This window comes from Pedobacter yulinensis (genome assembly GCF_003029735.1).
GTDB classification, from domain to species: domain Bacteria; phylum Bacteroidota; class Bacteroidia; order Sphingobacteriales; family Sphingobacteriaceae; genus Pedobacter; species Pedobacter yulinensis.
The window spans coordinates 239,885-261,627 of the sequence record NZ_KZ686268.1 but is presented as its reverse complement, the minus strand read 5'-3'; the positions used below and the strand labels follow the sequence as shown (position 1 = coordinate 261,627).

Annotated in this window: 17 protein-coding genes; 10 read left to right on the top strand and 7 right to left on the bottom strand. The window is 52.1% G+C overall.

Going from position 1 to position 21,743, the window contains the following annotated elements; translation table 11 throughout:
- Positions 1 to 140 precede the first annotated feature (140 nt).
- From C7T94_RS01120 to C7T94_RS01110, 3 genes are all read right to left on the bottom strand, one after another.
- Positions 141 to 1,208: a branched-chain amino acid aminotransferase gene (locus C7T94_RS01120; protein WP_107212838.1), complete on the bottom strand. Its 1,068-nt coding sequence runs from the start codon at positions 1,206 to 1,208 to the stop codon at positions 141 to 143.
- 115 nt (positions 1,209 to 1,323) lie between these two features.
- Positions 1,324 to 2,460 (bottom strand): tryptophan 2,3-dioxygenase family protein, encoded by a 1,137-nt coding sequence (locus tag C7T94_RS01115; protein WP_239494897.1) that lies wholly within the window; start codon positions 2,458 to 2,460, stop codon positions 1,324 to 1,326.
- Complete coding sequence (locus C7T94_RS01110) at positions 2,397 to 2,633, bottom strand: GIY-YIG nuclease family protein (RefSeq protein ID WP_239494951.1); 237 nt, start codon at positions 2,631 to 2,633, stop codon at positions 2,397 to 2,399. The genes C7T94_RS01115 and C7T94_RS01110 overlap by 64 nt, the downstream gene beginning before the upstream one ends.
- Positions 2,634 to 2,820: 187 nt before the next feature.
- Here C7T94_RS01110 and C7T94_RS01105 point away from each other — a divergent pair, with 187 nt between their 5' ends.
- Complete coding sequence (locus C7T94_RS01105) at positions 2,821 to 4,065, top strand: voltage-gated chloride channel family protein (RefSeq protein ID WP_107212836.1); 1,245 nt, start codon at positions 2,821 to 2,823, stop codon at positions 4,063 to 4,065.
- On the opposite strand, the gene C7T94_RS01100 is transcribed toward C7T94_RS01105, so the two are convergent.
- Positions 4,049 to 5,347, bottom strand: a complete 1,299-nt coding sequence (locus C7T94_RS01100) for an HAD-IB family phosphatase (RefSeq protein ID WP_107212834.1) — start codon at positions 5,345 to 5,347, stop codon at positions 4,049 to 4,051. The two genes, C7T94_RS01105 and C7T94_RS01100, sit on opposite strands and share 17 nt — an antisense overlap.
- A gap of 2 nt (positions 5,348 to 5,349) precedes the next feature.
- Positions 5,350 to 6,315 (bottom strand): SDR family NAD(P)-dependent oxidoreductase, encoded by a 966-nt coding sequence (locus C7T94_RS01095; RefSeq protein ID WP_107212832.1) that lies wholly within the window; start codon positions 6,313 to 6,315, stop codon positions 5,350 to 5,352.
- 75 nt (positions 6,316 to 6,390) lie between these two features.
- Between C7T94_RS01095 and C7T94_RS01090 the strand changes: the two genes are divergently transcribed.
- The 5 genes from C7T94_RS01090 (at position 6,391) to groL (ending at position 16,015) form a co-directional block, all read left to right on the top strand.
- Complete coding sequence (locus C7T94_RS01090; RefSeq protein WP_107212830.1) at positions 6,391 to 7,572, top strand: formimidoylglutamase; 1,182 nt, start codon at positions 6,391 to 6,393, stop codon at positions 7,570 to 7,572.
- An 889-nt stretch (positions 7,573 to 8,461) separates the two neighbouring features.
- Positions 8,462 to 11,536, top strand: coding sequence for a SusC/RagA family TonB-linked outer membrane protein (locus tag C7T94_RS01085; protein WP_107212828.1), 3,075 nt, complete (start codon positions 8,462 to 8,464; stop codon positions 11,534 to 11,536).
- Between the two features lie 10 nt (positions 11,537 to 11,546).
- Positions 11,547 to 13,427: a RagB/SusD family nutrient uptake outer membrane protein gene (locus tag C7T94_RS01080; RefSeq protein WP_107212826.1), complete on the top strand. Its 1,881-nt coding sequence runs from the start codon at positions 11,547 to 11,549 to the stop codon at positions 13,425 to 13,427.
- Positions 13,428 to 14,026: 599 nt separating this feature from the next.
- Positions 14,027 to 14,302, top strand: coding sequence for a co-chaperone GroES (locus C7T94_RS01075; protein ID WP_107212824.1), 276 nt, complete (start codon positions 14,027 to 14,029; stop codon positions 14,300 to 14,302).
- 75 nt (positions 14,303 to 14,377) lie between these two features.
- The gene (groL, locus tag C7T94_RS01070; RefSeq protein WP_107212822.1) at positions 14,378 to 16,015 is read left to right on the top strand and encodes a chaperonin GroEL; all 1,638 of its coding nucleotides are present in this window, start codon (positions 14,378 to 14,380) and stop codon (positions 16,013 to 16,015) included.
- A 65-nt stretch (positions 16,016 to 16,080) separates the two neighbouring features.
- On the opposite strand, the gene C7T94_RS01065 is transcribed toward groL, so the two are convergent.
- A complete protein-coding gene (locus C7T94_RS01065) occupies positions 16,081 to 16,392 on the bottom strand; it encodes a hypothetical protein (protein WP_107212820.1) in 312 nt (103 codons plus the stop codon).
- 145 nt (positions 16,393 to 16,537) lie between these two features.
- On the opposite strand from C7T94_RS01065, the gene C7T94_RS01060 reads away from it, so the two are divergent.
- The 4 genes from C7T94_RS01060 (at position 16,538) to C7T94_RS01045 (ending at position 20,400) form a co-directional block, all read left to right on the top strand.
- Positions 16,538 to 17,470: an energy transducer TonB gene (locus C7T94_RS01060; RefSeq protein WP_107212818.1), complete on the top strand. Its 933-nt coding sequence runs from the start codon at positions 16,538 to 16,540 to the stop codon at positions 17,468 to 17,470.
- A gap of 9 nt (positions 17,471 to 17,479) precedes the next feature.
- Complete coding sequence (locus C7T94_RS01055) at positions 17,480 to 18,154, top strand: alpha/beta fold hydrolase (RefSeq protein WP_107212816.1); 675 nt, start codon at positions 17,480 to 17,482, stop codon at positions 18,152 to 18,154.
- 124 nt (positions 18,155 to 18,278) lie between these two features.
- Positions 18,279 to 18,938 (top strand): MgtC/SapB family protein, encoded by a 660-nt coding sequence (locus tag C7T94_RS01050; protein WP_107212814.1) that lies wholly within the window; start codon positions 18,279 to 18,281, stop codon positions 18,936 to 18,938.
- 34 nt (positions 18,939 to 18,972) lie between these two features.
- The gene (locus C7T94_RS01045) at positions 18,973 to 20,400 is read left to right on the top strand and encodes an L-serine ammonia-lyase (RefSeq protein WP_107212812.1); all 1,428 of its coding nucleotides are present in this window, start codon (positions 18,973 to 18,975) and stop codon (positions 20,398 to 20,400) included.
- Here the strand turns inward: C7T94_RS01045 and C7T94_RS01040 are convergent.
- A complete protein-coding gene (locus C7T94_RS01040) occupies positions 20,397 to 21,740 on the bottom strand; it encodes a DUF58 domain-containing protein (RefSeq protein WP_239494896.1) in 1,344 nt (447 codons plus the stop codon). The genes C7T94_RS01045 and C7T94_RS01040 overlap by 4 nt on opposite strands.
- Positions 21,741 to 21,743 lie beyond the last annotated feature (3 nt).

Genomic DNA, 21,743 nt, shown 5'->3' with positions numbered 1-21,743 from the left:
GGATATTGTTTTTGCTTGTCCGCTGGCAATTCACTGCAAACCACTCTGAGGTAAGCGGCTGTCCGGATGCATTTCAAAACAACAAAAAAATCCATGAACCGCTTACCGCCGTTCATGGATCTTATAGCTAAAGGAATCGCTTAGTCGATGATCCAGTTCCAGCCGTGGCTGTCTTCAGACAAGCCATAGCGGATATCGTTCAGGGTCTTGGCGATGCCGTTTGATACGCTGCGTGTTGCGGGGTCGCTCAGCTGATACAGTTCGCCCCGGTAGCCGATCTGCCCAATGTGGGTAACTGTAGCTGCCGTTCCTGCCGCAAACGCCTCGGTAACGCGGCCGTTTTGTATCCCCTCAATGATTTCCTTCACCGAAACGCGGCGCTCCTCTACCTCTACACCCTGTTCGCGGGCCAGGGTGATGATCGTATCGCGCGTAACGCCGTCGAGTACCGTGCTGCGGATAGAAGGGGTAACCAGTTTGCCATCAATAACAAACAACAGGTTTGCGGTTCCCGCTTCTTCAATGTATTCATGTGCGGCTGCGTCGGTCCAGATCAGCTGGTCAAAACCTTCTTTCTGGGCTTCTGCAAAGGGATACAGGGAACGGGCATAGTTACCGGCTGTTTTGGCGTAACCTACACCACCATCGTCTGCACGGGTATATTGGTCTTCAATTTTAACCTTCAGGGCATTGCTGTAGTAAGGGCCGGTTGGCGTGGTCAGCAATGCGAATTTATAAGTGTCTGATGCCCGCACGCCCAGGTAAGGGTCGGTGGCATACATCACCGGGCGAATATACAGCGAGTAATTCTCCTGTGCAGGTACCCATTTTTCATCGATCTTAAGCAGCGTGGCCAGTCCCTGCATAAAAATTTCTTCGGGAATGGTCGGCATGGCCATGCGGACGGCCGATTTATTGAAACGGTCGAGGTTCTTGTCTGCGCGGAACACGCTGATGCGTCCGTCGGGCAGGCGATAAGCCTTCATGCCTTCGAAAATAGCCTGTCCGTAGTGGAGGGCCGAGATCGCCGGACTGGTCGGAATCGGGCCATATGGCAGGATCTGGAAATTTTTCCATTCGCCGTCTTCAAAGTCGGCTGTAAACATGTGGTCGGTAAAAACCTTACCGAAGGGGAGCAGGGAGAAATCGGTTACCGTTAACCGGGTTTCTTCCGCTCTGGTGATACTGATGTCAAGTGTGTCAGTCATGGTAACGCGTGTATGGCGGCAAAATACGAAAAAATTATGCGTTTTCTATGCCGGAAACACTGAAATTCAGCCGGAAAGGCGCCCCTTTCAGCGATTTTAAATGTTAGCCAGGGCTTTACCGGGCCATGCGCAGTTCTGCGAGCGTTTGCAGCACCCAGCCCTTGCCCCATTCAGCCTGTTGTTCTGCCGTCCACAGGAAGGGATAAAAGATGCGCCGCTGGAAACGGGGTGGCAGGTATTTCTGCCAGTTGGTACCGCCGGTTGCGGCAATATCGATCGGATCTTTTTCCAGGTAACGCACCGCCGATTTGTAATGCGATAAGGGCCACTCGACGTTCACGTGCAGGTCGAACAGCCGCAGCTCGGCCTCGAGCGCCGAAAGGTCTTCGCTGCCGCGTGATTTGAGCTTCCGATAGAGGGCTGCAAGGTTGTTTTGCTGCCGGTCTGTGGCCAGCTGCAGAAACTGGGGGGCATACTTGTTTGTAAACTGCCGCAGGGTCAGTGTTTGTTTGCCCGAGCTGAGTTCGGTAGCGCCAGACTTCCAGTAAATGGACTGAAACTGCGTTTCAATGCCGGCACCGGCAAGCCTGTCGCGGTCTTCCTGCGCCACCAGGCGGATAAAATCGGTAGCCGAGATCTCGATCATGCGGTACTGGGCCGACTGAAAGCCGCTGGCCGGCAGCAGCGACATGCGGAACTTCAGGAACTGCTCCTTCTCCATTCCCTGCACCATGACTTCGAATGAGGTGGTGAGGGCCTTGAAATAGGCGTTGATGCGCTTGAGGCGGGCGGTGAAAAAAGCCGCGTCAAGATCAGGCTTATCTGCCAGTTGCCTGCATTCGTGCAGGGTCAGTTTGAAGTAGAGCTCGGTGATCTGGTGGTACATGATGAAGATCTCCTCATCCGGGAAGGGGGTCTTCGGGTTCTGGAGACTGAGCAGCGTATCCAGGTGGATGTAGTCCCAGTACGTCAGGAAATCAGCGTGCAGCAGGCCGTCGAGGTAGGAGCTCATGTCCTGGCCCATAGCGGTGTATTTATCCTGCAGCTTGTTCAGTTTTTCAATGATTTCAGGCGTCAGTTCCATGAAACGAAGGTAGGGATTTTGGGGGATTTGCGGCGGCGCTTCTGACTTGTTTTTGAGTATCTTATTTTTTGATAGCTCGCGGAGCGCCGTCCAGTTTTCATCAATTAAAGCCTGTTTTTTGTTCCTGCTCCATCCTTTGAGCTGCTTTTCAAACTTGATCGCATCCATGATGAACCTGAAGTTTTTGTATAAACGAGTTTGACCGGCCTGCGTTTAAAGGTATATGAGCTGGACGACAAGCCGCCCTGGTGCTCTGACAGGCGTCTGTCGATATTGTTGGTTAGGCCTACGTAAAAACTTTCGTCAGAGCATTCGAGTATGTAAACGAAATACAGTTTCATTTTTATCTTTAAAAGCATGATTTAAGTTAATGAATATTTCTTTTAAATTATGTTGGTGCCCTTCGGCAAGCTCAGGACGACAATATCAAGACGGCAAGCTCAGGACGACAATATCATACTGAGCTTGTCGAGTCATGCTGAGCTTGTCGAGGCATGCCTCCTAAAATTTTTTCCTTAACATTGCGCCATGCGCATGCTCCCGCCCGTTTTGTACTTTTTAAAGTGGCTCGCCATTACCCTGATTATCGGGGCGCTGGCTGGCAGCGCCTCTGCTTTTTTCCTTGTCGCGCTCGACCGGGTCACAGCTTACCGTGAAACGCATGAGCGCCTTATTTTCCTGCTGCCCCTTGCCGGACTTTTTATCGGTCTTCTGTACCATTACTTCGGAAACGGTATCGCAAAAGGGAACAACCTGGTCATCGAAGAGATCCACCGGCCTTCGCGCATCGTCCCGCTGGTGATGGCCCCTTTCATCTTATTCAGCACCCTGGTCACCCATCTTTTCGGCGGCTCTGCCGGTCGTGAAGGGACCGCTGTTCAGATCGGCGGCGCCCTGGCCGACCAATTCAGCCGCTGGTTCGGCGTTGCCCACCGGGACAGGCATATCTTGCTGATCTGTGGTATCAGCGCCGGGTTCGCCTCTGTATTCGGCACACCCCTGGCGGGAACGGTATTTGCCCTCGAGGTCTTTTTGCTGGGCAGCATGCGCTACCAGGCCCTGTTTCCAGCGCTGCTTTCGGCTATTTTTGCCGACCAGGCCTGCCGCCTCTGGGGTGTCGGACATACCACATACCCGGTAGCTGCAGTCCCAGCAATCAATATAGCCCTGCTCGGTTGGACCGCTGCTGCCGGAATCATTTTCGGGCTTGCAGCACGGTTCTTTTCAGTCCTGAACCACTGGCTGGGCGCACGGTTTTCCAGGCATATCGGTTATCCTCCGCTAAGGCCACTGGCCGGCGGCCTTCTCATTGTTTCGTTGCTGCTGATTGCCGGCACCCGTTATGCCGGGCTCGGCATTCCGGTAATTGTCGAGTCATTTACCCGGGTACAACCGCCTGAAACCTTTGGCTGGAAGATCTTGCTGACCTGTTTAACGCTTGGCGCCGGATTTAAAGGGGGCGAGGTGACACCTTTGTTTTTCATAGGTGCAGCACTCGGCAGCTGTTTATCGGCCGTGATGCCGCTCCCGGTATCGCTGCTTGCTGCAATGGGTTTCGCAGCTGTGTTCGCCGCGGCCGCGAACACACCCCTGGCCTGTATCCTGATGGGAGTCGAGTTGTTCGGCAGCGGCCCGGCCGTTTATGTGGCTGTAGCGTGTGTGCTGGCGTACCTGGTCTCTGGCCAGCGCGGCATTTACAGCGCGCAGCAGCAAAAGGACTTCAAAACAGGGCTATGGAATGATGTTTCCGCAGGTGCTAATACAACACCCTGAACTTGATCGTATGCTCGATCTTTTTCAGTGACTTAAAAAGCTGTTTGTCGTATTCCGTATTGATGTCGGTGATGGCGTAACCTATTGCCGGGTTCGTCATGAGGAACTGGCCCACGATGTTGATGTCATGTTTGGCAAAAATGGTATTGATCCGCGCCATAATGCCCGGCACATTGCGGTGAATGTGAATGAGGCGATGTGACCGCTCGATCTTTGGCAGCTGCAGGTTTGGAAAGTTGCTGCTCAGGTAGGTTGTGCCGCTGTTCATGAAATCGGCCATGCGTTTCGGAATGAAATCCGTATTGCGCGGATTGCTGCGCGGATCATCAAACACGACAATTCCCATTTCGGTACACAGCTGCAGGTCAATGCGTCCTTTTGCATTCCCGAGATAACCGAGCGTTTTGAGTTTGACTGCCCGGCTAAGCACTTCTTTGTCTACCTTTTCACCATCGGCAAGAAGCAGCATGCCTACATCTTTCACATACTTTTCTTCGAATGTAGCCTTATGGCGGATGGAGAAACCGTCTTTTTTCAGGACCTCAATGGCATGCTGACCGGCATCGCCGATCACCAGGCAAAGAATGCGGTTTTTCGGGTAAGAAATGGCACGGGGCAGGTTGTTTACATATAAGAATTCGTCAAAGCTCGGCGTAATGTGGTCGGCCTTTTCCAGGATGGTTTGCCGGGCAATGTTCTCTGTAAAGGCAAAAAACTTGCTGATCAGTCCGCTTTCGCGCAACTGGAAGTCTGAGTAGCCATCGCCGATGCCGTACAGGTTGCCTTTAAGCTGCAGCTGCTGCAGCAATTTCACTTTACCACCCTCTTCGCTCAGCGGATTGGCGTGGTCGTAGTCAATGATCTTACCGTCGCCAGTGGTAACGAAGGTGTTCGCATAGATGTTTTCTTTCCTGATGTGGTATTGGCTGACCACGGGCGTAATGAACTCTTTGAAACCGCCCGACACGATCAGCACATCGTCTGCATGTTTCTCAAAGAATGCGGCGTTCCGGGAAAAAGATTTGGATACCTTTTTTTTAAGGTGTTTGATGAGTTTTTTAAGGTGTTCTTCGTTGGCCTCGAGCAGTTTAACGCGCTGCGCCAGGCTTTCTGAGAAGGACAGTTTTCCTTCCATGGCAAGGTTGGTGTAATCTTCGATCTTCTTGTAGATGGCTTCCCGGTCGGGGTGCCTGGCCAGCGATATGCGGGCCAGTTCGTCGAGGGCTTCTACCTGGGTGAATGTACTGTCAAAATCGATGATGTAAAACGCTTTTTCTTGCATGGTTATCTAAGTGCTTGGCCGATCTGCGCGAGGCTGTCGGCCACCGGTTTAAATTGTATGGCTGTCGTTTGCACGACTTTTTGGTTGCTGTATTTGCTGACCTCGAGGCTGCTTTTGGCAGTATCTTTAGTCAGCGCGGCAGCCTTGCCTGTAAGCAGGCTGAAAATTTTTGCAAAGCGCCAGGCCAGCCCCAGCATCCAGGGTTTCGCTTCGCGCGCTGGAGCCTTGAGTCCCATTTCTTTGGCCGCAAGGGTAAGAAGGTCTTTATAGCTGTAGTTTTCTGAGGAGACAATGAAACGTTCACCGCTCACCGGACTGTCCATGAGCCGGATCATCACCCGGGCTACATCGGCCACGTCTACAAAGCCGCTCACACCCCGGGTATAATAAGGAAAGCCGTCTTTGACCATTTTAAAGATGGCGCCGCTGCCCGTAAAACCCGCGTTTACGCCAATGATGACCGAAGGGTTCACGATCACGGCATCCAGGCCTTCATTGATGCCCCGCCAGACCTCCATTTCCCCTTCGTATTTGGATACGCCATAGGCATGTGCTTTGGGGTCGTATTCGCGGTGGTCGTCTTCGGTAATCAGCGTCGCACCGCGCCGCGCATTGCCGAGTGCGGCGACTGAGCTAACGTGGACCAGCCGGGCGCCTGAAAGCAGGCAGGCGTTGACGATATTGGCCGTGCCTTCAATATTGGTCCTGTAAAGGTTTTCTTTATCTGCCGGGCTGAAAGACACCAGCGCTGCGCAATGGTATACCCGGGTAATGCCCTCGAAGATCTGCTGCAGGTCGGCTACGTCGTTGAGGTCGGCCAGCTGCCAGTCAACCAGGTTGTTGTCTTGAAGCAGGGCGGGGATTTTCGATGATTCCCGCCTGGTTGCGCGAACGGTGAGGCCTTGTTTGGTCAGTTGATAAACTACTTCCGCTCCAAGAAAACCCGTTGCGCCGGTTACCAGTATCATTTCACTTTTTTTAGAACAGATGAGTAAATTGCGCTCCCAAAAATAGATATTTGGAGGCAATACTGTATAGCAAATATGTCTTTATCCGATTTTTTTTCGCCGTTGAACATGGCGTCGCTCAGGCCTGAGGAGGGTTTCTTTACCAGCCAGTTGGGCTTCCGTGCAACCCTGCACGAGACGCAGTTCCCGGACCTGGACGAAGGACAGTTTGACCTGGCGATTGTCGGTGTGGCCGATGACCGCCGGGCCGTAGGAAACGAGGGATGCGCTCTTGCACCCGACTATTTCCGCGAAAAATTTTACCGCCTGCACGAAGGCGCGTTCAGCAGCCGGATCGTTGATCTGGGCAACATCCGCGCCGGTGCAGAAGTGTCAGATACATATGTGGCCCTGAAGACGGTCGTAACAGAGCTGGTGAAGATGGGAATCCTGCCGGTGATCATTGGCGGCGGACAAGACCTTACCTATGCGCAGTACATGGCTTACGAAAAGCTGGAACAAAAGGTCGATCTCGTCGTGATCGATAATGCCTTTGACATCAATGACGATGGCGAGGAAGGCATTGCAACGCGCTCAGACGCCTACCTGAACAAAATTTTTCTGCACCAGCCCAACTACCTGTTTAACTTCAGCAACCTGGGTTACCAGACCTATTTTGTTAACCAGGACAGCCTGAAGGTCATGGAAAAGCTGTATTTCGATGCCCATCGCCTGGGCGAATTTACCACCGATATTGCACTTACCGAACCGGTGGTGCGTAATGCCAGCATGATCAGCTTTGACATTGGTGCCATTCGTTCTTCAGACGCCGGGGCGAACGCGAACGCCACACCCAATGGTTTTTATGGGGAAGACGCCTGCCGCATTACCCGGTATGCGGGTATGAACGATAAACTAACCTCGATCGGCTTCTACGAGTTTAACCCGGCCTACGACCGGAATGGGCAGACGGCACTGCTGCTGGCCCAAATGGTCTGGTACTTTGTTGACGGATTTTATAACCGTAAGAAAGATTTTCCGCTGACCCCAAAGTCGCAGTTCATCATTTACCGGGCCAGCCTGAAGGAAGGAAGCGGGGAAATGGTGTTTGTGAAAAGCAAAAAATCTGACCGCTGGTGGATGCAGGTGCCGTATCCTTCGGGCCCCACTAAAAATGAGCGGTATCACCTGGTGCCCTGCCGGTATGACGACTACCAGACTGCCGTAAACGGCGAAATGCCGGATCTCTGGTGGCGAACATACCAGAAACTTTCCTGAATCCAACTGGCTGTGTAATTTCCTGTTGTCATCCAAACCGAGCGACAGCAGGAGAAGATAGCTTCGAACTGCAATACAGATTGTTCACTACCGCTCTGAAATACGAAAGCCGCGGACGGGCGCCGGGGCGTTTGTTCATGCCGGCTGCAAACTGCAGGCCCAGGCGTCCGGTCCTTGATCACAACTTTATCATCTTTTTTGTTTCTGGTTCAATCGCAGCACGCATCGCCGCTAAGGCTATTCGAACGCGGGGAAGAACCTGTTCGAGCGGCTGAACAGCCCCTTTGTTACTGCGCTGAATGACAGCCGCGGTGCCCCCCGGGCATTAGCCCCAGCCCGTTTGCACGGCGCGGCGCTGGGCACCCTGTCTTATCATTGCTTCTTACTCCTTGTTCCAGTCCAGGCTCCAGGCCGCCTGCTAAAAAGGACCCGGCGCAGGGATATGTTTAAATGAAATCGTTTTCAAAAACCGGGGCATCCTTGCGGTTCATTTTCTGATTTAATTCAGGAAACGGCAGAATTTACTTTGAAAACGACACAACTTTCGCAAAATAGTTGAAGCGTATCAAAAATAATCTGAGACTTTCTTTTTCGTCCACAAAATCAATGACTTAAAGCGTTTCAAAAGGGTTATTGAAGCGTATCAAAACTGTCATAACTGACTAATTATGAGATGATTAAGTAAAAAATTATTGTGCACGAATACAAAATCCTGATAGTTTTACATGACAAACAAGCTTAACCAAATAGACAACGAGCAAATTTTACAGCCATGCAGTAAACCAGGTTTGCTGCTGCCGCACGCTTTAAAACCAAACAATTCAACCAAGTTTTAACCTTTTCGCATGCCGGCCAATCTGACCGGCAAAACGGAAAAAAATGACCAAGTATGAAAAGAGCATTTACTTTTCTATGTGTATTGTTATTTACCGCCTTTTCGGTCCTTGCCCAGGAGCGAACCCTGCGCGGTAGTGTAAAAGATTCGAAAGGCGCAGGGATTCCGGGCGTATCTGTCCGGGTTAAAGGCACCGATAAAGGTGCTTCGACAGATGCCGGAGGCGCTTACACCATCAGTGTTTCGGGCAACGTAACCCTAGTGTTCAGCGCGGTGGGTTACGAGACCATTGAACAGCAGGCCGCTGCCGGGCGCAATGACGTTAACATCACCCTTAAGGAATCCAACCAGGAGCTGACCGACGTTGTCGTTATCGGTTACGGTACGGCGCAGAAAAAGGATGTGACCGGTGCCGTGTCAAGCATCCGCGCCACGCGGTTGGAGAATGAAAATCCACAAAGCGTTTCAGACATCCTTCGTGGCAACATTGCCGGTATGAGCGTTGGGCTAAGCACCTCGGCCAAGGGCGGCGGTGACCTCCTGGTTCGCGGCAAGACCACCCTGAGCGCGGGTACATCGCCACTCATTGTGCTCGATGGGGTGATCTATGTCGGGCAGCTGTCAGATATCAATCCGAACGACATCGAATCGATCGACGTATTGAAAGACGCGAGTTCGCTTGCCGTGTACGGCGCAAAGGCAGCCACCGGTGTTGTGGCCATAACCACAAAAAAAGGCCGCGGCGACACCCCCACCATTACAGCCAATACCAATTTTGGCGTAGCCCAACTGACAAAAAAGCAGGAGGTGTATGGTCCGGAGGGGTTTCTGAACTGGCGTGCCGATGTGATGCGCAGCGGTGCCGCTACACCCGAGTTCCTGTACGCTGACCCGCGCAACCTGCCCGCCAGCGTTTCCCTGACGCAATGGCTGAACGGCCAGAGCGGCGATCCTGTAGACCTTTGGCTGAACCGCCTGGGCCTGGTTGCCAACGAAAAAGCCAATTACCTGGCCGGTAGAAATGTGAACTGGTTTGATGAGATCTTCCGGACAGGCCTTCGCCAGGACCATACCCTCAGCATTTCAGGCAGCAAAAGCGAGGTGAATTATTACATGTCGCTCGGTTATCAGAAGAATGAAAACCTGATTGAAGGCGGGGACTTCAGCACCTTCAGGGGGCGTGTTAACCTGGAAGCCCGTGCAGCTAAATTCCTGACAGTAGGCCTGAACATGCAATATGCCGCCCGGGACGAAGGCGCGATAGAAGCAGACTGGAACCAGCTGATCAATCTTTCGCCATATGGCGACATGTATAATACTGATGGGAGTTTGCGCCGCATCCCCACAGACGACAACGGACTGAATGCACGCAATCCGTTCCTGAACATGACCTACAACGACCGGTTCGCCAAACAAAACACGCTTTTCGGCAGCCTGTATGCCAAAGCACAGCTTCCGTTTGGCTTCTCTTACCAGTTTAATTTCAGTCCGGGACTTGACTCGTACCGCAATTTCGACTACAACTCGTCGCGCAACCCCAACGTGGTTACACCCGGGGGGTCTGTAACGCGGGCACAGGAAACACGCTACAACTGGCAGGTCGATAACCTTCTTAAATGGAACCGCACGATTGCCAGGATCCATAATCTTGACTTCACCTTCCTGGTAAATGCCGAAAAATACCAGACGTGGTGGACGCAGGCTTATGCAGAAGGCTTTTCACCGTCAGACCTGCTGAGCTACCACAACCTGGCCAGCGGTAACGGCGCCAAAACCACCGCCAATGCTGAAGACAAGGTCTACACCGGCGATGCGCTGATGGCCCGCGTTAATTATATCCTGATGGGCAAATATGCCTTGACTGCTTCGGTTCGCCGTGATGGATACTCCGTTTTTGGTGTCAATTTTAAACGGGCCAATTTCCCGGCGGCAGCACTTGCCTGGACGCTCAGCGAAGAATCGTTCATGAAAAAGATCAGCTGGCTTAATTACCTGAAACTGCGGGTGTCATACGGCATCAACGGGAACCGCGACCTGCGAAACCCGGACAATGGAACGGTCGACCCCTACGCGGCGCTGGCCCAGCTTGCCATTGGCAAATACCAGTATACAAATGCCAACGGGGTGCCGGCAGAGGTACCTACGGCCGTTATCGGCAACCGCATGCCCAATCCCGACCTGAAATGGGAACAGACCGAATCGTACAACGTTGGTCTTGATTTTTCTGTCCTGCAAGACCGCCTTAGCGGCTCGGCCGAAGGGTATGTAAAACGCACCAAAGACCTGCTCGTTTCTAAAAGCCTGCCTACGTTTATCGGGTACACCAGCGTTTACTCCAACCTGGCGCGGGTCAGCAACCGGGGTTTTGAGCTCACGCTGAATTCGCGCAACATCGTCGAAGGCAACATCAAATGGAACACCAACGTGGTGTTCTCGCTGAACCGCAACCGCATTGATCAGCTGGCTACCGCCAATGATGACCTCGGGAACAACTGGTTTTACAACAAGGACATCGACGTGATCTGGGACTATAACATCCTGGGCGTTTGGCAGGAAGGCGATGCAGCCGAGTTCAACAAATTCAACAAAGGGATCAAGGCCGGCGATTTCCGGCTGGAAGATATAGACGGTAACTATGCTTATGGCGATGTGGACAAACAGTTCCTGGGTTTCCGCACGCCAAGGTTTACCTGGGCCATGCGTAACGAATTTAACATCTTCAAAAATGTCGATTTTTCATTCCAGCTGCTGTCAAACTGGGGGCAAAAGAAACGGTTCGACCAGGCCAAAAACCAGCCCGGAAGTGTTGGCATGGCCCGCATGAACTCGTACGTAATCGATTACTGGACGCCTGCCAACCCGGTTAACGACTATGCACGCCTGAACTCCGGTCTTAGCGGAACAAACTTTGGCGTGTGGCGCGACAACTCCTTCATCCGGTTAAATACCATTGCCCTGTCTTATTCTTTGCCGCAGGCCATTGTAACCAAACTGAAGCTGAAGAGCGCAAAAATCTATGCGAACATGAACAATGCTGCCGTTTATGCGCCCGAATGGAATTACTGGGACCCGCAGAACGACGGGCCGACCCCACGCTACACCACTTTCGGTCTAAATCTTTCACTGTAACCTGTGCACCATGAATACTTACACAAAAAAAATCAGCATATTATTTGCGTCCCTGGCGCTGCTTGCGGCACCCGGATGCAAAAAAAGTTTTCTTGATTCCAACCAGCTCTCGGTGTATGCACCCGAGACCTCACTAAATAATGTTGCCGCCATGCGGGCCGCCCTGGCTGCCTGTGCACAGAGCCTGCGGGGGGAGTTTTTCGGCGATTCAGCGCCCATGCTGACCGAGTCTATTTTTTCTGACGTGGCCGTAGAAGGCACGACCGATAAAAGCACGCCTGCACAAGACCTGATCACACGCATCACGCCCGATGCCAACCTGAATAGCGACGACACCAATAAGATCGGCTGGTATTGGGACCAGGAATACCGCGGGATCCGCTATGCCAACACGATCATTACCAATATTGACAGGCCGGTGTATGCGTCAGAAGCAGAGAAAAACGCCATATTGGGAGCCGCTTATTTTTTCCGGGCCTGCCACTATTACCGGCTGGTACACCAGTTCGGTGATGTGCCGCTGCTGCTTCGCGACCTGGACGCCCCCCGCACAGATTTTTATTCGACCAAAAGAGACGTGATTCTCCAGAAAATGAAAGAAGACCTGGAGTTTGCCAGCCGGTCGGTCACTGATGCGGGCAACCGCGGTGAGGCCACCAAAGGAGCCGTTGACCACCTGCTTACCAAAGTTAACCTGGCGCTGGGCAAATTCGACGATGCACTGGCTTCGGCAAATGCGGTGATCAACAGCGGCAAATATGCTGTAATGACCAGCCGCTTTGGCAGTACCGCCGGAGACGCCACCAAAAATGTGGTTTGGGATATGCACCGCATGGACAACAAAGCCATTTCTACTAACAAGGAAACACTTTTCCTGGTGATAGACCGGGAAACCCTGCCAGCAGGTTTTACGGCCAATGGCTCGCAGCTCATGCGCAATACCGTGCCTGCCTGGCATTTTGCGAATGTCAAGACCCCATCTGGCGCAACTGCTATTACCGATGCAGTGACTGCCGAGATCCCGCTTACCCGCATGTACGGCCGGGGCATTGGTCGCTACCGCGGCACCCCATACAGTACCAAATACATCTGGACCGACAACACCGATTACCGGCATGCAAAGGGAATGTGGATGGAAATGACCGACCTGGTTTACAACAACCCGGCCCTGAAGACATCGAACAACGCTGCCGACCGGGCACTCTATGGCAAACCCCTGGAAGAGTGGAATGCAAGCAATGTACGCGCCCGCTTCACCAACGGGGCCCTGGATACGATCAGGCACTGGTTCGGTTGGCCGCATTACAAAGTGTTCATCAACTCGACCAATGCGTTGGCAAATGATCCTTACTGGACTCCGCCGCGCGGCACCAACACCGATTGGTATGTTTTTCGCCTGGCCGAAACATATCTGCTTCGCGCCGAAGCGCAGTACTGGAAGGGTAACCTGGCGGCTGCAATGGCTGATGTCAATGTAGTGCGCGCCCGAGCCAATGCCAGGCCGCTGACCGATCCGGGGGCAATGACGATCGGAACGATCCTCGATGAGCGGGCAAGGGAACTTTACTGGGAGGAACCGCGTAAAACCGAGCTGACCAGAATTGCTTATATTTTTGCCCTCACGGGAAAAACGGCTTATAATGGAAAGACTTATAGTCAGGCTAATTTCTCTGATAACAATTTTTTCTATGACCGGATCATCGAGAAGAATGATTTTTACCGGAACCAGGTTCCGACCTTGCAGGGTGTGAACTTCAGGATCGCTCCCTACCACGTACTTTGGCCCATTCCAGCTGCGGTGCAGCGGCTCAACTCGGACGGCAGGATTAACCAGAACAAAGGTTATGCGGGTTACGAAAGTAACGTGCCGCCACTGGACAAGATCCAGTAAATAAAACGGGCAGTCGAAAGACTGCCCGTTTTTGTTGGATTGAATTTTGAAACCGCGGGCTGTAAAGACCATGGATGAAGGAGCAAAGAGCAAGGACCTTAGCGCTGAACCAAGAGTCGGGAACCAAGGACCAAGGACAGGGCCTCCAACCCCTCTTCATTCCGAAACCGTTCTTGAATTGTTCGGGCCAGTATTCGTGCGGAGCGGAATCTCCCGCTTTGCGTAATTCAGGTTTTTGTATCACAACGTAACAAGCCTTATCACTCCGTACAGCGGGATCCCACTGCGCTGGCCTGGCGTTCGGGATGACGGTTTGGCTTGGGGGGGGCGGCTAAGCGGTATCAAGCATCAGTAATCAAGAATCAGGACCGGGGTGGCTGACCACTCAATGTGCAGCGTGCAGTGCAAGGGTTCCAGGAGCTGCTGCTTTTGGCAGTCAGCTTGAAAAACAGGTTAAACTGTCAGTCTGACATCCTGGCGAATGCTTTTGACAGTGGTTTAGGTGAAATTTTGTCCTTGCAGCTCGCTTGGCATAAAAACTGATCTTCAAGGACGAGCATTTTTGCAAAATCACTTAAACAAAAAATTTAACAACAATTATGGCAATAAACATTAAACCCATCGGAGACAGAGTAGTGGTTGAAGCTGCCCCTGCAGAAGAGAAAACAGCATCAGGTATCTACATCCCTGACACCGCGAAAGAAAAACCTCAGCAAGGAACTGTCGTTGCCGTAGGCCCGGGTAAAAAAGACGAGCCTACAACTGTAAAAGTTGGCGACAAAGTGATCTATGGAAAATATGGTGGTACAGAAATCACCTACGAAGGCAGAGAATACCTCATCATGCGCGAAGGCGACCTCTACGCGATCCTGTAAGCAAGATACCAACCAAGAGATGAACACCGAAGGGCAAACCTTCCAGTAAAAACATAAAATTTCAATCACCAGAAAATGGCAAAACAAGTAAAATATAACGTCGAAGCACGTGACGCCCTGAAAAGAGGCGTAGATATTTTAGCAAACGCAGTAAAAGTTACACTCGGACCAAAAGGCCGTAACGTAATCATCGATAAAAAATTCGGCTCACCAGCCATCACCAAAGACGGTGTAACGGTTGCGAAAGAGATCGAACTGAAAGACGCCCTTGAAAACATGGGTGCACAGATGGTAAAAGAAGTCGCTTCTAAAACTGCCGACATTGCCGGCGATGGTACGACCACTGCAACCGTTCTGGCCCAGGCTATCGTAACCGCGGGCGTGAAAAACGTAGCCGCAGGTGCAAATCCGATGGATCTGAAACGCGGTATTGACAAAGCGGTCAGCACCATTGTTGAGAACCTGAAATCGCAGTCGCAAACTGTAGGTGAAGACAACAACAAAATTAAGCAAGTTGCTTCAATTTCAGCAAACAATGACGAAGTGATCGGCTCCCTGATCGCTGAAGCCATGGGCAAGGTTGGTAAAGACGGCGTAATTACCGTAGAAGAAGCAAAAGGTACAGAAACCGAAGTGAAAACAGTAGAAGGTATGCAGTTTGACCGCGGTTACCTTTCGCCTTACTTCGTAACCAACGCAGACAAAATGGAAGCCGAGCTGGAAAGCCCTTACATCCTGATCTACGACAAGAAGATCAGCAACATGAAAGAACTGCTTCCTGTTCTTGAAAAACAAGTTCAAACCGGTAAACCGCTTCTCATCATCGCAGAAGACCTGGACGGCGAAGCGCTGGCCACATTGGTAGTAAATAAAATTCGCGGCTCACTGAAAGTGGCTGCTGTTAAAGCTCCGGGCTTTGGCGACCGCAGAAAAGCAATGCTGGAGGATATCGCTATCCTGACCGGTGGTACCGTGATCTCTGAAGAAAGAGGCTACAAGCTTGAAAACGCAGACCTGTCTTACCTCGGTACTGCTGAGAAAGTAGTTGTAGACAAAGACAACACCACCATCATTAACGGTGCAGGTAACGCAGACGATATCAAAGCCCGCGTGAACCAGATCAAATCACAGATCGAAACCACCACTTCTGATTACGACAAAGAGAAACTTCAGGAACGCCTGGCTAAACTGGCTGGCGGTGTAGCTGTCCTGTACGTAGGCGCGGCGACTGAGGTTGAAATGAAGGAGAAGAAAGACCGTGTTGACGATGCGCTTCACGCAACCCGTGCTGCGGTAGAAGAAGGTATTGTTGCCGGTGGCGGTGTGGCCTTTATCCGTGCCATTGCAGCCCTTGAAGGCGTTAAAGGTGAAAATGACGACGAAACTACCGGTATCGCCATCATCAAACGCGCTGTTGAAGAACCATTGCGTCAAATCTGCGAGAATGCTGGTATTGAAGGTTCTATCGTGGTTCAAAAAGTTAAAGAAGGCAGTGCAGACTTTGGTTACAACGCACGTGCTGACCGCTACGAGAACCTGATCAGCGCAGGTGTAATCGACCCGACCAAAGTATCGCGCGTGGCACTTGAAAACGCTGCTTCTATTGCAGCCATGTTGCTGACCACAGAGTGTGTGCTTGCAGATGAGCCTGAAGAAGGTGGTTCATCACCTGCAATGCCTCCAATGGGCGGCGGCATGGGCGGCATGATGTAGTCGGCTGAGTCACTCCTGCGGGAGTTATAAATAAAAAAGGGACCTGCAAGGGTCCCTTTTTCGTTTCAGGCAAGCAGCGGGTAGGAGGCTGCGGCAACTTCCAGGCATTCGATGTGCTCCGTTTTTTCCAGTCCGCTGCCGTTCCTGGCCTGCTGGAAACTTCTGAAGGAAGGAAGCGCAAGAAACTGCTGCTGGGCATGGTCGCTGCCAAAAGTTCCCATGTGGACAAAGGTTTTTCCATCTTCGGCCAGGTAAGAAACATAACGGATTTCGGAGTTGTTCAAGGCCTTGATGTCGGCAATGAAGGTGGCCACATTTTTCAGATTGGTTTCTACAAATGAGGGCTGAACGGTGTAGGTTACTTTTACGATTTTCATGTCTTTCGATTTTATTTTTAATAGAATACCATCATGACAAATAAGCCCTCCTGAACGTGACCGCGATATCAAAAAAATCCTGAAGCCAAATAATTTCGTGCTTGTAAAAACCCGCTGCGCGGCTATATTTGTGCAAAAGCATGTCATGAAAAAATTAATCGCCCTCGGCATTGGTTTGTATTTCGCACAGCCGGTTTTCGCTCAAAAAAAGCTGGTCACCTATCTGAAAGACGGCGCGGAAACCAAAAATCCGGCGGAAGCCGACTACCGCCGGGTTATCAGCGAAACCGACCAGCCGGGCATGTTCAGCGTGCTGGAATTCTATCCCGACGAGACCCCCAAAACGGAAGGAATGGTTTCCCGCTATGAGCCAAACCTGATTTACGAAGGTCTTTTGAAACGTTATAATAAACGCGGTCTGCCAAAATCAGCAGTTACTTATGTGCATGGAGTCATGCTTGGAACAGCCTCCATGTATCATGAAAACGGCAGGCTGGCAACGGTCAAAGTATATGGGCACCAGGCGCCACAACCGGGAATGGCTGGCCAGTCGAACGTAAAACTCGTTCATGCCTTTGACTCGACCGGTCTGCAAACGGTCAGGGATGGCTCGGGCAACTTCAAGGACGGGCCAGAAGAAGGCCGCTACGAGAACGGGCTGAAAAACGGCCTTTGGAAAGGAATGCAGTCGGGTTTTCACTACGAGGAAACCTATGTGAACGGGCAGTTTAAATCTGGCCAGGTCACGCTGAAAAACGGAAAAACACAAAAATACAAAAGTGCAGAGCAGCCGCCCGGGTACGAACCCGGGTTGCCTGCGTTTTACCAGTATATGGCATCAAGAATCAAGTATCCGGTCGAGGCGCAGCGGGCAGGGATAACGGGACGTGCACTGGTCAGCTTTGTTGTAGATACAGATGGGAGCCTGACAGATATCAGGTTCAGAAATCGTCTGGGCTACGGAATTGAGGATGAAATACGCCGTGTGCTTTCACAGGCGCCGAGTTGGGAACCAGGCCGTTTGCATGGTGTCCCGGTGCGGGTTTCTTACAACATCCAGTTGCGTATGAGCATGTAACCGACCAAATTGAATATTTACCTGATCAGTGGCCTTGGTGCCGATAAGCGAAATTTTCAAAAGCTGGACCTTGCTCCGCATACCTGCATTCACCTGGATCGGATCGATGTACGGACAGGCGAACCGCTGCAGGACTATGCAGGCCGTCTCGTTCCTTTTATAGACCAGACGCAGCCTTTCGCACTGGTTGGCGTGTCTTTCGGCGGCCTTGTTGCCCAGGAGTTGTCCCGGTACGTATCCTGCAGAAAACTGATCATTATTTCCAGCATAAAGACGCACCACGAACGTGGCCTGCTGTTACGCCTGACCGATGTGACCGCTTTATACAGGCTGGTGCCCACCGCGTTGCTCATGCGTTTAAACAATTTTATGGTTGCCTGGTTATTCGGAGTGCAGCGGGCAGAGGAGCGCAGGCTGCTGCGCCAGATACTGGACGATACAGACCCGCGCTTTGTGCAATGGGCCGTGCCGGCGCTGCTGTCCTGGCGTAACCGGGTTCCGCAGCCAGGTATACTTCACCTGCATGGGACGGCCGATCGCATTTTTCCGGCACGGGGAATGCGGAATGTCGGCCTGATCAGCGGGGGCGGGCATCTGATGGTGTACACCCATGCCAGCCACATTTCCCTGCAGATCAGGGCTGCGCTCAACGACTCCGGCGCACATGACGAAAGGCGGAATTAACACATGTACGGCAAAGCGGCCTGTGCTTCTGGGGGCTACTTGCTGGCCAGGCTAAATGCGTCAGCGTTGGAAGCAGAATAGAGCTGTGTGGATAGGACTATCTTTGATTGGAAATTTTTACCTGATGACAGAGAATTTAATAGAGACTGAACATTTTATTACGCAGAGCGAAATCAACAAATTGCTGCTCACCATCCTGCTGTGCGGCCTGATCGGAGCCGAACGCGAATACCGCAGCAAATCTGCCGGGCTGAAAACAATGATCATGATTGGCTTAGGCTCCACATTATTTACCATTCTGTCGGTCAAGATCGGCGTGAATAGCCATGACCGTATAGCCTCTAACATTGTAACGGGCATAGGTTTCCTGGGAGCAGGCGTTATTTTCAAGGAGGAGAACCGGGTAAAGGGCCTTACTACCGCTTGCGTAATCTGGATCGTAGCCGCCATCGGCATGGCCGTAGGTTCGGGATTCTATGAACAGGGAATAGGTGTAACGGGTGCGGTGCTGCTTGCGCTCTTTACCTTTCCGTACCTGGAAGAACTGGGCGACCGCCGGTTTACCAAACGCGTTTACCGGATTGCCAAGAAGTACGAAAACGAGAGCCTCGATACGTACGAGGAATATTTCAGACTGCATAAACTGAAACCCACGCGTGGCAAACAGGAACTGGCGAACGGTGTTATATCAGGCACCTGGGCGGCAACCGGCAGGCCTACAAACCATAAAAAATTCGTTGAGCAGATGTTGCGCGACGAGGCAATCCTTGAGTTTGAATTTTAGCCTTTTATCGTCAAAAACATCTTAGCTTTGTATCATGCAAAGCGAACAAATTTCTGTTTTCGACATTTTCAAGATTGGTATCGGACCGTCCAGTTCCCATACGCTTGGTCCGTGGCGGGCTGCACAACAGTTTACTGCTGCGGTTGCAGGGGCAGGCCTGCTTGAGCAGGTGGTACAGGTGAAGATCTTTTTATATGGCTCGCTTGCAAAGACCGGACGCGGACACGGTACCGATGTGGCCGTGCTGCTCGGCCTGATCGGGGCCGAGCCGGTTACCTTTGATGTAAGCGCCGTAACGCCAACCGTTGAACAGATCAGGCAAACGAAACAGCTGAATTTCGGAGGCAGCCGGGTACTGTCTTTTGACTACGCCGAAGACCTGGTATTCCTGTTCAACGAGACCTTGCCTTTTCATCCCAATGCGGTCACGTTTCAGGCTTTTTTAAGTACAGGCAAAGCCTTTTCGGGCACGTATTACTCGATCGGGGGTGGCTTTGTGGTCAGGGAAGGCGAAACGGGCAGCGGTAAGGAACCGGCAGATCTGCCATTTCCGATCGATAAAGCGCAGGACTTGCTGCACTGGTGCCGCAAAACCGGTTTGAAAGTATCTGAGGTCGTCATGGAAAATGAACTGGCCTGGCGCAGTGAAGCAGAAACCAGGGCCGGCATGCTGCAGCTCTTCAGTGTCATGCGCGACTGCATGTACCGGGGCTGTCATACTGCCGGGTTTTTACCTGGCGGCCTCGACGTTGCCCGGCGGGCAGCCAGCCTGAATAAAAAACTGATCGGTACACGCAGTTATGCCGATTACGATACCTGGATCAAGGCAATTAGGGAAGGTGGAAATGGCTTTAATTATATCCTGGACTGGGTTAGTTGTTTTGCACTGGCCGTAAACGAAGAGAATGCCTCTTTCGGGCGGGTTGTAACGGCCCCAACAAATGGAGCGGCCGGTGTGATCCCGGCCGTATTGCAGTATTTTATCGTTTTTTGCGACGGATTTTCTGAAGTGAAAATTCTTCAGTTCATTGCCTGCGCCTCAGAAATTGGCAGCATCTTCAAGAAGGGAGCTACGATTTCAGCAGCCATGGGTGGTTGCCAGGCAGAGATCGGCGTGTCTTCGGCTATGGCGGCGGCGGCACTGACCGAATGCCTGGGCGGGTCGCAGCGGCAGGTTCTTATGGCTGCAGAAATAGCCATGGAGCATCACCTCGGCCTAACTTGCGATCCGATCGGCGGGCTGGTGCAGATCCCTTGCATAGAACGGAATACCATGGGCGCGATCAAGGCCATTACCGCAAGTCAGCTTGCGCTGCAGACCAATCCCGACAAGGCAAAAGTGAGCCTGGATGCGGTAGTTAATACCATGTGGGAAACGGCCCTCGACATGAATGCCAAATACAAGGAAACATCAGATGGCGGGCTTGCCACGAATATCCCGATCAGTTTGCCCGAATGTTAAATACGGTTCCTGGCTTTCAGGGCCAGGTATTCGTTAATGATGTTAATGGTCAGGTTTTCAGGTGCGGTCAGCAGTGCCAGAATGCCGTGCTGCCTGAGCTCCTGCACAATCAGTTTCTTTTCGTTCAGAAATTTTTCTGCGATGGCTTGGGTGTAAATGCCCTCGGTATCGGGAGCGGCAGTACCCGCCAGGGTCCTGAGCTCTGAATTTTCAAAGAAAACCACCAGGAGCAAGTGAAAGCGCGCCAGTTTGCGCAAATAGGGCAGCTGCCTGCGCATGGCAGAAAGACTCTCGAAGTTCGTAAAAAAGACGAGCAGGCTGCGCTGCGTCAGGCGCGTGCGCACCGCGGCATACAGGGCGTCGAGGTTGCTTTCCAGGTACCGGGTTTTTTCCCGGTACAGGACCTCCAAAATATTGCCCAGCTGACCCGCCTTCCGGTCGGCGGGTACAATGGTACCCAGCTTTTCTGATAAAGTGATCAGGCCGGCCTTGTCTTCTTTCATCATGGCTACTTTGCAGAGCGCTACCGAAGCATTGATGGCATAGTCGAGCAGGCTCAGGCCATTAAAAGGCATACGCATGACCCTGCTCTTGTCGACCACGCAGTAAATATGCTGCGCACGTTCGTCGATGTAATTGTTCACCATCAGGTCGCCGCGCCTCGCTGTTGCCTTCCAGTTGATCTTGCGGATGTCATCGCCCGTTACGTAATTCTTGATCTGCTCAAACTCGGTACTCTGACCGATCTTGCGTATTTTTTTGATGCCCAGTTCCTGCAGGTGCGGGGAAATGGCCATGAGTTCGTACCTGCGCATGTGCAAAAAGGATGGGTAGACCGGCAAAACACGGGCACCATCAAAATTGAAACGCCGCACCAGCAGGCCGAGCGGGGACCGTACGAATACCCGTGTATAGCCGAACGCGTATTCTCCCCGTTTTACCGGTCGAAGGCTGAAATGTATGGACCGGATGCCGTTGGCGGCGATGGATGTTCTGAAATCCTTGTCGCGCAATTGAAACTGAAAGGGCAGTTCGTCGATGACCCTGACCTGGACAGCAAAGGGATAACGGTTGCTGAGCCGTATGGCAATGGGGTTCTCATCGCCGTTGCTAAGCCGGTTTGCAGACTGCCTGCTTGCCTCGAAGGGTTTTTTCTGCCTGTACAGGAGCCAGAGATCCAGCACAATAAGCATACAGAAGACCGCCAGAGCGATCTTTGGCACATCGCCAAGCCAGCCCAGAAAAAACCGCAGCATAAACAGCAGAACGAGCAGTCCGAGGCACATAAACAGCCGGTCGCTGAGAAACAGGTCGAGATAAAACCGTTTGATCGCTTTCAAAGT